Source organism: Serratia sp. NA_13, assembly GCF_052691735.1.
Map to the genome: position 1 here is coordinate 267,271 of NZ_JBQZFV010000002.1, position 12,710 is coordinate 279,980.

A 12,710-nucleotide genomic window follows, 5' to 3' on the forward strand; every position below is an offset into this window, starting at 1 on the left:
GGTGAATCGCCTAATTACCATTTTTGTTATCACGCACACCACGGAATGTCCCGATGCTAAAGATTTTTAATACCCTGAGTCGTCAAAAAGAGGAATTTAAACCCATTCATGCCGGTAAAGTGGGCATGTACGTGTGCGGGGTAACCATCTATGACCTGTGTCATATTGGCCACGGGCGTACCTTTGTTGCTTTCGACGTCGTTGCGCGCTATTTGCGTTATCTCGGCTATTCGCTGAACTACGTGCGTAACGTTACCGACGTTGACGATAAAATTATCCGCCGTGCTACAGAGAATGGCGAAAGCTGCGATCAACTGACCACGCGCATGCTGTCAGAGATGCACGCCGACTTCGATTCTCTGCTGATTGAGCGCCCGGACATCGAACCACGCGCCACTCAGCATATTGCCGAGATCGTTGAGATCACCCAGCGCCTGATCGATCGCGAGCATGCCTACGTGGCCAGCAACGGCGACGTGATGTTCTCTATCGACAGCGATCCGCAATACGGCTTGTTGTCACGCCAGGATCTGGATCAACTGCAGGCCGGTGCGCGGGTAGAGATCGATGACGTAAAACGCAATCCGATGGATTTCGTGCTGTGGAAAATGTCCAAGCCGGGTGAGCCGAGCTGGGAATCTCCGTGGGGCGCAGGTCGTCCAGGCTGGCACATTGAATGTTCTGCCATGAATGGCAAGCAGTTGGGTACCCATTTTGACATTCACGGCGGCGGTTCCGATCTGATGTTCCCGCACCACGAGAATGAGATTGCTCAGTCAAGCTGTGCACATGACGGCCCGTACGTAAATTACTGGATGCACTCCGGTATGGTGATGATCGACAAAGAAAAAATGTCGAAATCGCTGGATAACTTCTTCACCATCCGTGACGTGCTGGGTTACTACGACGCCGAAACTGTGCGTTACTTCCTGATGTCTGGGCACTATCGCAGCCAACTGAACTACAGCGAAGAGAACCTGAAACAGGCGCGTACCGCACTGGAACGTCTGTACACCGCGCTGCGCGGTACCGACGTTAACGCCCAACCGGCCGGTGGCGAAGTGTTTGAAGCCCGTTTCCGCGAAGCCATGGATGACGATTTCAACACCCCGGAAGCTTACTCAGTCCTGTTTGATTTGGCGCGCGAAGTTAACCGCCTGAAGGCTGAAGACCTGAATGCCGCTAATGGGCTGGCAGCGGAATTACGTAAGCTGGCGAAGGTACTGGGCCTGTTGCAGCAAGAGCCGGAACTGTTCCTGAAGGGCGGTGCACAGGCAGACGACGGTGAAGTGACGGAGATCGAAGCTTTGATCAAGCAACGTAACGATGCCCGTAAAGCTAAAGACTGGGCGCTGGCGGATGCTGCGCGCGATCGCTTGAACGAGATGAACATCGTACTGGAAGATGGCCCGCAGGGGACGACCTGGCGCCGTAAGTAAGCGAAGAGTTAGGCAATTTGAAAAACCGGGTGGTGTAAGCCAGCCGGTTTTTTTGTTTTCAGACGCCGGTTTCGTGCATCAGGCGTTGGTTGATATAGGTTATTGCCTGTTCTGAAGACATCATTTTATTCACTACGTTGGTGATCCCCTGGCCGATAATGATCTCGGCATGACGTAAATTGAACAGTTTGTCTTGCTGTCCGCGAGATTCACGTACCCCGTTGCTGGGATTATCACGCAGTAATTTGAACCAGGGATACTGGTGCAGAATACGCTGATTTTGGTAAATGCTTTGATGTGCGCTGTTACCCCCTAAAAGCACCAGTTGTTCGGTAATTTCTGACGAATACAGCCAGCGGAAGAACTGTTCAACAGGCGCTTTCTTGTCACTGAAACGGGACATTCCAATCGAGCCGCCTCCCATCTGTGGGATGTTGCCCGGCACCGGCGCATAACCGATAGCGGGGGACTGGGGGCTGTGTGCGACATCGTTGAATAAATTCATATACATAATCAACATCGCCAATTGCCCCTGCTCAAATTTGGCTACCGAGGCACTCCACCATTCGCAGCTCAGATTCATGGTGACCGCGAGTTGCTTAAGGTATAGCTGCAAGGCATCAATGGCCAAAGAGGGCTCAAGTTGCACTGGTTTATCTTCATGCACTAACCTGCCACCCAGGGCGTAGTAACGAATCAGATACTCGGTGGCGATCAATCCTGCACTGCCCAGCGTAGTTGATGACCCCATTGGGCGTTGTGGGTTTCCAGGCTGATGAAGGGTGGTAAAAAAGTCAGTAATTACGTCGAACTCTTCAAAACTGTTTGGAACCTTCAGCTCTTTACCTGACTTTTCGTAGAACATGCGCTTGATTGTTGGGTCTTCAAACAAGTCGCGGCGATAAAACAGGAGTTGTGTGCTGGCATCAAACGGGAATGCGTAAGCTTTACCATCAAGTTTGCTGAAATGATGGCAGATTTCCTCAGAGAAGTTATTCAGTAACTCTGGCAGTCCAGGCGCTATCTTCGCCAACGGCGTGAGTGTTTTTTCGGCAAACCAAGGGAAGCAAGCCATGTCGATACGCAGTAAATCGTAATAAGGGTGCAAATGCAGGTTTGAGAGGATCTCAAACACTTCATCATACGGGTAAACGGCGAGATTAACCTTGATGCCTGTCTGGCGATAAAAATGCGGCAACAGTTTCTTTAGCGCTTCGGTTGAGGGGCTTGGCAGAATCAACATGTTCAGTGTCTCACCCCGGTAAGGCATTGCTGGGGGGGGCTGGACATCGAAAGCAAATCCGCGGTTGGCAATAACCTGATGTTTGGGTTGTGGTTCTTCAGCACTGATGTAACGGGCTATTTCCAACCCCAATCGGGCGTAATCCATCTGATAATTGTATAGATTCGTGACGATGGCAGGTTGATCGTCGCTTAATTGCCAGATAGGCGGACATGGCTTATCGCTGCCTAAATAAGCCGCCAGTGTTAGACAACGGCTCTTTTCGCTGTCTTGAGCAACCAGTATTTGAGGTTGGAGCCTGTCAAAAAGGGCAAACGCGGCAGTCGGACATTCGCTGGCGGGTGAGGGGACGATTGTTAATTGAGTCGATGGACTTAACTGCGCCAAAGTCTCTTTCAATGTATTGATAAAATTTTGGCTGTTGGTGTAATTGATTGGTTCGCAAAGCAAACCTACGTGTTGAGGGGAACTCTTGGCAATCTCCGAGCCAATCGCCCGCGCCGCTTGGGCAAAGTCTAGGTTGAATGTAACCTGCGACTGTAAGGGATTGCGATAGACAAACAGGATCTGCTCGGCTGGTAATCGTAACGTTTGGTAGTAGATTTCGCTGTCACTAAGACAGGAGACGGTAACGACTGTGCGGTAGGACTTTGCTGCTAGCGTCTGCAGAATATTCTTCTCTGCAGAAGGGAGATCGTTAGTGATATACAGATCTAAATCATCGGCAGAAAAGGATTGCAGCGATTGCTGCAGCCCACGGTAGAGTTGATGGAATTGCTCTGTGTTGATATTGGGTAGGATCAGCGCGACACCACTGTTTTTACTGGTGCGCAAAGATTGCGCCTGAGCATTGATCTGATACCCCATTTGTTTGGCAGCCTGTTTGACGGCTTCTATCTTCTCAACACTGACATTGCCACGTCCGTTCAATACGTTGGAAACTGTGCCGTGTGAGACCCCCGCCAGCTTCGCTATATCCTTGATAGTTGCCATTTTTCTCATCACGTTGACCCACCTATTTTGATGCTAGCATTCGCATGCAGACATCGCTATCTCAATTTTTTACTTAGATTAAATATTAGATCGTTCCATTTTAACTTGATTGTTTTTTGTTCGGTATTTGAGTGGGGGTAATGTAATAAAATAATCATATTTTTTTGGTTTTTTTTAATTAATTATTTGATTTAAATGAATAAAAAATAAATATTTTGAAGATTGTCACTAATGTGGGTTTTGTACGTTGTTCACTTTTTATCTCAAATAGTATTGTTGACACGTTCCAATTTTTATTGGATGAAAAAACGTCATTGGGTTTGGCATTAATGATTTGAATAAAAAGGATAAAAAATGAAAATAAATTTCCTGGGATCAGCAGCCTCTGAAGGGATCCCAAATCCGTTTTGTCGTTGTGAACATTGTCAGCAAGCTCGCTTTCTGAAAGGGAAAGATCTACGTACCCACTCATCTGTGATTATTGACGATGTGATGTTAATTGATATGGCCCCGGAGTTTAGTCAGCAACTATTGCGTGATGGGCTGGATGCTAGCGGGCTTACCGATCTGCTTTTTACCCATACGCACCCAGACCATTTTAACGTGGGTGAACTGTTCAGCAGGATGGAGGGCTATGGTTTCAATATTGATAATCCGTTGGCGATATTTGGTAATGACCTGGCAATCAATGGCTGCGCTGCTGTTCTGCCCGGTTACAGTAAAGAGCGCTTTGCTTTCCACTGCCTGGTGCCCTTCGTTACCGTAGAAAGTCATGGCTATAAGATCACTCCGTTGTTGGCCAACCATGCTAAATGGGAATTGTGCTACGTATATGTGATCGAAAAGGCCGGAAAAACGATTTTCTATGGTCATGATTCTGGTTGGTTCCCTGAACTTACCTGGCAATGGCTACAGGGAAGAACCTTGGATTTGGTGGTGCTTGAATGCACCTATGGTTTTAACGGTGATGATCGTACGGATAACCATATGAGCCTGGAAACGGTATTTGCTGCACAGGAAAAGTTGAAGACCATGCAATGCCTGCGTGCCAATAGTCAGGTCGTGGTATCGCACATCTCCCACAGCGGTAAATTGCTGCATGAAGAATTAGTTGCGGCCTGCCGGGATAATCATATTACCGTCGCCTATGACGGTCTGATCGTCAACCTCAATTAGCGGAGGCACTCATGGATCTTAACAAGACACCTCGCTTGCTGATCATGATGTTTGTGCAGTATTTCATGCAGGGCGCTTGGAATATGACTATGGGTCTGGTCTTGAGCACCTATGGTATGGCGACCATTATCGGTTCCTCTTATGCATTGCTGGGGCTGGCAACGATAATTTCGCCGTTATTTATCGGTATGGTGGCGGACCGCTTTTTTGCTTCGCAGAAAGTGATGGGCATTCTGCATCTGATTAACGCTGGGGTGATCCTCTGTGTGCCACAGTTTATCGAAGCACATGATACCACCATGACGTTGGTGATGATCTTCCTGGTTGGGCTGTTGTTCTACCCAACAACAGCATTGGCAAACAGTATCAGTTTCAATCACATCAACGGTGTGAAGTATTTTCCAGTGATTCGCGTATTTGGCACTTTCGGCTTTATGGCGATTGGTTTCATCATTGGTCAGATGGGCTATTCCGGCGATACCATGACCTGGTATATCGCTTCGACTACTGGAGTTGCCTTGGGATTGTACTGTTTTACTTTGCCAGATACACCGCCGAAGGCCAAAGGCAGCGCGTTTGGTCTGCGCGATTTGCTGTGTCTGGATGCACTGGCGCTATTTAAAGATCGCAACTTCACAATTTTGATGCTGAGCATCTTTGTATTGATGATCCCAAAAACTGCCTACTCAGCCTATATCCCGGTATTTTTGAAGGCACTCGGTTTTGATAATGCGGCATCAATGATGCAAGTGGGGATCGCTTGCGAAGTTATCTTTATGTTTTTGCTTTCATTTTTCTTACTGAAAGCGGGTTTCAAAGTCACTCTGATGATGGGGGCGGTTTGTTGGATCATCCGTTCCATGTTCTTCTCCCATGCAGCGATTGAGGTCAACATGATGTTTGTCCTGATAGGTCTGATGTTGCAAGGTTTCTGTTGGGACTTTTTCTTCACTGTTGGTGATATCTATGTTGACCGTAAGGCACGACCAGAAATTAAAGCTCAGGCGCAGAGTCTGCGTTTTATCGTCTCAAATGGTTTTGGCTTACTTTTCGCTTCAACGATTTGTGGGCAAATCTTTAATAGTACGGTGACGGAGAAAGGACCACAGTCACTGCCGCAATGGGAAAGTTTCTGGATATTCTCGGCGATAATTGCGGCCATTGTTTCGGTCTTCTTCTTTATTTTCTTCAAGGACTATCTGCCCAAAGAGAAAACCCCGGTCACTTTGAAACCCGTCAAACAATAACCCAGTTAAATGGTTAGCTGTAGGAAATGGGGCACTCATGGACAGCTTGTTATCGGAACTTGGCGGATTGGGGCCATTTCATCTGGCGACGGTAGCCAAGATATTATCGGCGTTTGTTTTGGGGGGCGTAATTGGTTTGGAACGGGAATCCAAGGGCAAGCCCGTCGGGTTTAAAACCTGCGTCATTATTGCCGTTGCCAGTTGTGTATTAACGGTAGTGTCAATTCAGTCTGCCGAGTATTACGCTGAGATTTCCATCAATATCCGCAGTGATCCTATGCGGCTGGCGGCACAAATTATCAGTGGGGGCGGTTTTTTAGGCGCCGGTGTGATTTTACATCGTCATGACGATGCGATTTCGGGCCTGACGACTGCAGCAATCATCTGGGCATCAGCAGGGGTTGGCATCGCCTGCGGAGCGAGTTTCCATCTGCACGCATTATTGGCTACAGGGTTGTTTTTACTGGCAATAAAACTTAGCCCTTATATTTTTTTACTGCAATCGCAACACCAACACTTAGGGAAAGTGAAAGTACGTTTGATACTCGATGAAAAAGAAGGTCTGCCATCGTTGATGGTCGAGCTTAATCAGCAGAAAAATTTCATTGATGCGATGACGATACGCGACATTAAAAAAATAAAATAGAAGTGAACCTCAAGCTGACGATCAGAAGACGTGCGGCACTGCATGAATTGTATAACATGCTAAGCGTCATTGAGCCGTGAAGGGGGAATATTAAAAATGCCGGGCAGAAGGGCTATCCCGGCATTTTTTTAATGGCTTTTCTACGGAGCACGGCTTACGGCTTAACTACAACCTTGCCACCGTTAAACTCCACCACCTGATCGGCGACGATTTTGCAGCGCTTGCGCGTTTCTACCTTGCCGTTTACTTTCACCTGCCCATCGGCGATGACTTCTTTGGCGGCACCGCCACTTTCACACCAGCCCTGGAACTTGAGCAGGTCGCACAGTTCGACGTGCGGGTGATTATCCAGATTAAAAGTTTCCATACTGCCTTACTTATTTAGGTTGAACGTCGTGATAAACCTCGCAGGCCTGCAAGGTATTTTGGATCAGTGTAGCAACGGTCATTGGGCCAACGCCACCCGGAACCGGAGTAATGTAGGCCGCATGTTCGCTGGCGGCATCGAATTCTACATCGCCGACTACTTTACCACTTTCCAGACGGTTGATGCCGACATCCACCACGATCGCGCCCGGTTTGATCCAATCACCCGGAATAAAGCCCGGTTTACCGACCGCGACTATCAGCAGATCGGCGTTTTCAACGTGATGACGCAGGTTCTTGGTGAAACGGTGAGTCACTGTGGTGGTGCAACCGGCCAGCAGTAGCTCCATGCTCATCGGGCGGCCAACGATGTTGGATGCGCCAACCACGACGGCATTCAGGCCATAGGTATCGATGTTGTAACGCTCGAGCAGAGTGACGATGCCGCGCGGGGTACATGGGCGCAGTTTAGGTGAGCGCTGGCACAGACGGCCGACGTTGTAAGGGTGGAAACCGTCGACATCTTTATCCGGATGAATACGCTCCAGCACTTTGACGTTATCGATGCCGGCAGGCAGCGGCAACTGCACCAGGATGCCGTCGATTTCGCCGTCGGCATTCAGCCGATCAATTAGCGCCAGCAATTCTGCCTCACTGGTGGTGGCAGGCAAATCGTAGGAGCGGGAGAGGAAGCCCACCTCATCACAGGCGCGGCGCTTGCTGGCGACGTAAATCTGTGAGGCCGGGTTCTCGCCAACCAGCACGACTGCCAGGCCCGGCGCACGTTTGCCGGCGGCCAGACGTTGTTTAACTTGCTCAGCCACTTCGTTTCTAACCTGCTGCGCAATCGTTTTACCATCAATAATCTTTGCTGACATCAGTGAGGAAATCCATCAATTAAGAAAAGCCGGGGATGGCGCTATTTTGTCAGAAGCGGAGCGCGCTGTCAGGCGCTGAATCGTGTTCGACGGCGTTTGCCAGGCATGATTTACGCTTTTTTTATGCCAACAGAATGATCCTCTACGCCTTTTTTACTTCGTGCTACTTAAGCTGTGACTTTTCACACTGCGGTATTAGCACCGGTCACAGGGGCTAACGGAGCAACCATCATGATGATCATCACTCGGCTACACCCACGGCATCACCCAATTGATAACCCGACTTATCCGCCTAAACATGTGGGTGAAACGGTGTTTGATTCGTCGCTGCACCCGGCGGACGTAGCGCAGCTGGTCGCATTGCACCAGCTTAGCGCCCACAAAGCACGCCCCGCCTGGCGGGCACGTTTGGGGGCGCTGTGTCGGCGGTTCTACGTATGAGCCACATCAAAGGCATTGGGATTCTGCTATTGGCATGGGTACCCACGGGGCAGGCTTCGTTAAATGCCGCGCCGGTCAACGCCACGCTAAGTCAATCGCTGTCGGTCGCTTGCAACCTGCTGGCGACCGAACATGTCGATTGGGGCAATATTAATGCAATGGTGCACTCGGCACGCATTTGCCAGCAGCGCTCCACAGAGCAACAGTCGGAGCGTATTCCTGAACAACCCGTTTCCGATCCGACTCAACGAGCGGCGGCGGTAATGGTTGAAAAAACACCATAAAGCACGCTTGCCGCCGTAACGTCATGAAAAGGCATTGACTCAGTAACCTCTGACCGTATAATCGCACTCCGCAACTTTGGTTGCCGCATCCCAATGCGCCCTTAGCTCAGTTGGATAGAGCAACGGCCTTCTAAGCCGTAGGTCACAGGTTCGAGCCCTGTAGGGCGTACCATTTTCAAGTCAACACACCTCTACTGAATTCGCTTTTTATCCTTTATACTCCCTGAAATTACTGAATTTTTCTGTCACGAGCTCTATCGAGGTCAACTCAGTTATACCCAAATCAAGTGGTCTCTGGGGGCCTTTGAGGGGGCTCATCTCGTTCAATGGAAATTAGGGGCCCCTTTATGCCACTAAACAGCGGCAAAGCGGATAGACCAGGTTGTAACGCTTGGCTGCAGCCTTGTTAGAGTCAGCGCGTTGCGGTTCATCAGCACGCATGCCGATCGCTGTCTTTGCCGACCAGCCGCGCCGAACCAGACCAACTTCGCGCATCCATGAGCGGATCGTCTGAGTTTTCAGGTAGTCGCTGCACTTCTGGCGGGATACGTTGGGAATACCCTCCACGCTGATAAATTTCTCGAAGGGGTCGCCGTTCCGTGCTGCGGTTTCGAAGCTAACTATGCCACTACACCTGCCTGTACTGTAACGAGTACTGATGTGGACTGCAGAAGCAATGGTAGTCAAGTGTGGCGTGGTGTAAAGTACTGAGCGCTGTAGCTAAGGGCAGTCAGTTACTGAACGATATCACTTCTTTAAGAATCCGCCGTAAAAATCTGATTAGTCATTCCTCCTATAGGTAAAATTCTGCACATGATGCAAAATGCACCGTCAAGAAACATTACAAGCTGTTAGCTATCCTCATAATTTTGATAGATGAGTATTATATATGTCTTCTACTGCAAGGACTTTTCGGCATGACATCAACGGGCTTCGTGCCTGGGCTGTAATCGCTGTTGTTCTCTTCCACTTTGGTATACCTGGTTTTGCTGGCGGTTTTGTCGGGGTGGATGTTTTCTTTGTTATTTCTGGTTTTCTGATGACGCAGATTATCGTCACTGGGTTGGAAACCGGTAAATTCTCAATTTGGCGGTTCTATCTGGCCCGCGCCCGTAGAATTATCCCAGCACTGCTGGCTTTGTGTTTGACTCTGCTTGTCCTTGGCTGGTTCTTCCTCACTACGGTAGATTACAGCACGCTTTCAAAGCATGTTTTAGTCGCGATTCTATTTATTTCAAACGTAAAGTTCTGGAAAGAGTCGGGTTATTTCGATGCTGCATCTCATGAAAAGTGGTTGCTTCATACCTGGTCCCTATCTGTTGAATGGCAGTTTTATATTATTCTTCCCATTATCTTGCTGATTATGTGGAGGTTTTGGAAAGCTGGCGGGATAAAATTCACGATCTTCGCTGGGTTTATTCTCTCGTTTTCCCTTGCCTGTTATTTATCGATCAAATTGCCTTCTGCCGCGTTTTTCTTATTGCCAACGCGGGCTTGGGAGATGCTGGGAGGCGGTGCTGTATGGTGGCTAACCCGTAACGCGAAATTTTCTAAGAACCAAGAAAATCTGATGGAACTAGTGGGTTTCATCATGATTACTTTTGCGATTGTCTTTTTCACACCCAAGCTTGCCTGGCCGGGTGTTTATGCATTGGTTCCGGTTGGTGGGGCAATGTTGGTGCTTGCTGCTGGCAGGCAAGGGTCTATCTTTACGTCAAACTACGTTGCGGAGCGTATTGGGGTTTCATCTTACTCTATCTACCTTTGGCATTGGCCGATTGTGGTATTTCTGGCGTACAACAATACTGCCGGATTATGGACATGGATGATTGGCGGGCTCATTTTAAGCGTCATTTTGGGTGAGTTGTCGTTGAGGTTGATTGAAAATCCTACGCGTCAAGGATTATCCAGACAAACTGCATGGGGTAATGTGTTCAGTATCGCTGCCTGCATGATGATTATTGGTGTTGCATCCGTAGCGATGTTTAAATTTAATTATCCTGATAGAGTTCCGGCAAAGATTGATCTTATCGCTAACGAGAGTCTTAATTCCAATCCAAGCCGGGTGGGCTGTTTTGCAATATCGGGTACAACCTCTCCTGGGTGCGTTTTTGGCGGCAGCAAGATTAAGGCAATACTCGTTGGCGACAGCCATGCTAATGCCATGACTACTGCGGTGGAAGCTGCATTACCGAGCAAAAATGATGGGGTCTTAAATCTTACTTATGCTGGTTGCCCAACAATCTATGGTGCAAAAACTGTTCCTGGTGAAGCAACAGATAATCAAGACTGCTATGGGTTCAATCAGTGGCAGCGGAAAAAATTAGCTGGTCTTGATAAATCGATCCCAATCGTCATCGTTAACAGGACTTCAGTCTATGCATTTGGGCGCCAGATTATTGCAGAAAGAATGAATACCCCGATAGTTTATTTTTCCACCGTATATCAGACGCCAACGCCTGAGTTTTTGGCTGAATTTAAGGCATCCATGATAGATACTGCCTGTGAACTGGCGGCTGAACACCCTGTCTTTATGGTCAGGCCTATGCCTGAAATGACATCTAATGTGTCAAAAACTATCTCCAGAGCAATGATGCTTGGCAAAGAAGCTCCACATATTTACCTTTCTGAAAGTGATTATATGAAGCGCCACTCATTTGTGTGGGAAGCTCAGGATGAAGCAGCAGCAAAATGCGGCGTGAAGATCCTGAATCCGTTGCCGCTACTTTGTAAAAATGGCAAGTGCGAAAGCACTCATGATGGTCGTCCTATCTATTATGATGATAATCATGTCAGTGAGTACGGTAATAAATTATTAGTTCCGATGTTCCAGAAGATGTTTTAACGTTAATTCGGAGTGGATTTTGCGTTGGCGCTGAGGTTTTTTTTCAAAATCAGCGCTAACGTACTTTCGCATTAACGGCGGCGAGGTGTTGCAGGCACTACTTTTCGTCAGGAAGGAAATAGTGGCCGCATTTGGGGCAAATCAGGGTGATGTTTTTACGCACCTTGCGGCTATTTTGTTCAAATACGTGTGCGCATTCTGGACACGTCACTTTTATCGTTGTGCTGCTGAACATCTTAAGGGCATCAAAGATAGACATATCTTTCACCGGGTAGATGTAGGGAACCTCATTCTACCATCTGGCACCGGCAATAGCCCTTTATTGATTGTTTATTAATCATTTTTGTGAGTGCGACGCGGGGATTACGCCGGACTGGAGTAAGGAAGTACAGAGTAAAAATGTCACATTTGCATCCAGCGTTACATCTGCCGGAGCAAACTTACTCAGGGATGACAGTTCTATACATTGGGATTGGTAATGTAGTCCTACCCGATGATGTTGTGTGTTATCCATTCCCTGTAGTGTATTACCCCATCCCTGTTAAGTTTATCCCGCCTTGAGCGGGATTTTTTTTATCTGCGCTCAATCGTCAAACCGCCAAACATGATATCGCGCGTAACCTGTAGCGCCAGAAAATCATGAGGGAAGCCCAGTTCAATGGCGCTTGTCGTGTCCAGACGCTGCCACTGCTCTTCTGTCAGCCTGACCTCCAGCGCTCCCAGGTTATCTTCCAGTTGTGCCAGCGTGCGTGCACCGATGATCGGGGCCATCACTGCCGGGTTGTGCTGCGTCCAGGCCGGGGCTATCTGAGAAGGGCTAAAACCCGCCTCGCTAGCCAGCGTCAATACCGTTTCGGCAATGGTAATATTGTGCTCGGTCAGCATACCTTTGTTGCGAACCATGGCTCGTCGAGTACCGTTCTCTTTGGCGCGTTATGGCACCCCGCCAACCGGCAAATACCGCGGCCGCTGCGTGCGATTATTGACTTCGCCCGACAGCAGGGCCCACAGGCCATTGGCGCATGAGTGCTGCCCGTTTTTTTTGAATAACTCTGTCAGATAAATTTGGTATTCACCCCAAGGTCAGTTGATTAGATTGGATAAGAATATCCTCGGGTGCCGTCGGCACTCTACTGCCACGATCTGGGCGTT

The 12,710-nt window shown here is 48.6% G+C and carries 10 protein-coding genes, 1 tRNA gene and 2 pseudogenes; 8 read left to right on the plus strand and 5 right to left on the minus strand.

What is annotated here, in order from left to right; all coding sequences use genetic code 11:
* Positions 1–53 precede the first annotated feature (53 nt).
* Positions 54–1,439 carry a cysteine--tRNA ligase gene (gene cysS / locus ACUTSU_RS04790; RefSeq protein ID WP_445649768.1) on the plus strand — a complete coding sequence of 462 codons (1,386 nt, stop codon included), beginning with the start codon at positions 54–56 and terminating at the stop codon, positions 1,437–1,439.
* 58 nt (positions 1,440–1,497) lie between these two features.
* Here the strand turns inward: cysS and ACUTSU_RS04795 are convergent, their stop codons facing one another.
* A complete protein-coding gene (locus ACUTSU_RS04795; RefSeq protein WP_445649769.1) occupies positions 1,498–3,675 on the minus strand; it encodes an extracellular solute-binding protein in 2,178 nt (725 codons plus the stop codon).
* A gap of 354 nt (positions 3,676–4,029) precedes the next feature.
* Here ACUTSU_RS04795 and ACUTSU_RS04800 point away from each other — a divergent pair, with 354 nt between their 5' ends.
* The 3 genes and pseudogenes from ACUTSU_RS04800 (at position 4,030) to ACUTSU_RS04810 (ending at position 6,824) form a co-directional block, all read left to right on the plus strand.
* On the plus strand, positions 4,030–4,851 hold the full coding sequence (locus tag ACUTSU_RS04800) for an MBL fold metallo-hydrolase (protein WP_445649770.1): 822 nt from the start codon (positions 4,030–4,032) through the stop codon (positions 4,849–4,851).
* An 11-nt stretch (positions 4,852–4,862) separates the two neighbouring features.
* Entirely contained in the window at positions 4,863–6,098 is a 1,236-nt protein-coding gene (locus ACUTSU_RS04805; protein WP_445649771.1) for an MFS transporter, read from the plus strand.
* Between the two features lie 37 nt (positions 6,099–6,135).
* Positions 6,136–6,824 (plus strand): annotated as a pseudogene (locus ACUTSU_RS04810) (MgtC/SapB family protein).
* A 74-nt stretch (positions 6,825–6,898) separates the two neighbouring features.
* On the opposite strand, the gene ybcJ reads toward ACUTSU_RS04810, so the two are convergent.
* Positions 6,899–7,111, minus strand: coding sequence for a ribosome-associated protein YbcJ (gene ybcJ, locus ACUTSU_RS04815; protein WP_012005606.1), 213 nt, complete (start codon positions 7,109–7,111; stop codon positions 6,899–6,901).
* Between the two features lie 10 nt (positions 7,112–7,121).
* Positions 7,122–7,988: a bifunctional methylenetetrahydrofolate dehydrogenase/methenyltetrahydrofolate cyclohydrolase FolD gene (gene folD / locus ACUTSU_RS04820; RefSeq protein ID WP_445653827.1), complete on the minus strand. Its 867-nt coding sequence runs from the start codon at positions 7,986–7,988 to the stop codon at positions 7,122–7,124.
* A gap of 231 nt (positions 7,989–8,219) precedes the next feature.
* Here folD and ACUTSU_RS04825 point away from each other — a divergent pair, with 231 nt between their 5' ends.
* From ACUTSU_RS04825 to ACUTSU_RS04840, 4 genes are all read left to right on the plus strand, one after another.
* Positions 8,220–8,429, plus strand: coding sequence for a hypothetical protein (locus ACUTSU_RS04825; protein WP_445649772.1), 210 nt, complete (start codon positions 8,220–8,222; stop codon positions 8,427–8,429).
* The gene (locus ACUTSU_RS04830; RefSeq protein WP_445649773.1) at positions 8,426–8,713 is read left to right on the plus strand and encodes a hypothetical protein; all 288 of its coding nucleotides are present in this window, start codon (positions 8,426–8,428) and stop codon (positions 8,711–8,713) included. The genes ACUTSU_RS04825 and ACUTSU_RS04830 overlap by 4 nt, the downstream gene beginning before the upstream one ends.
* 95 nt (positions 8,714–8,808) lie before the next feature.
* Positions 8,809–8,885, plus strand: a tRNA-Arg gene (locus tag ACUTSU_RS04835).
* A 717-nt stretch (positions 8,886–9,602) separates the two neighbouring features.
* Positions 9,603–11,558: an acyltransferase family protein gene (locus ACUTSU_RS04840; RefSeq protein WP_445649774.1), complete on the plus strand. Its 1,956-nt coding sequence runs from the start codon at positions 9,603–9,605 to the stop codon at positions 11,556–11,558.
* Positions 11,559–11,655: 97 nt separating this feature from the next.
* Here the strand turns inward: ACUTSU_RS04840 and ACUTSU_RS04845 are convergent, their stop codons facing one another.
* Positions 11,656–11,817, minus strand: a complete 162-nt coding sequence (locus ACUTSU_RS04845) for a YnfU family zinc-binding protein (RefSeq protein ID WP_445649775.1) — start codon at positions 11,815–11,817, stop codon at positions 11,656–11,658.
* 314 nt (positions 11,818–12,131) lie between these two features.
* Positions 12,132–12,482 (minus strand): annotated as a pseudogene (locus ACUTSU_RS04850) (aldo/keto reductase); the annotation flags it as partial.
* Between the last annotated feature and the right edge of the window lie 228 nt (positions 12,483–12,710).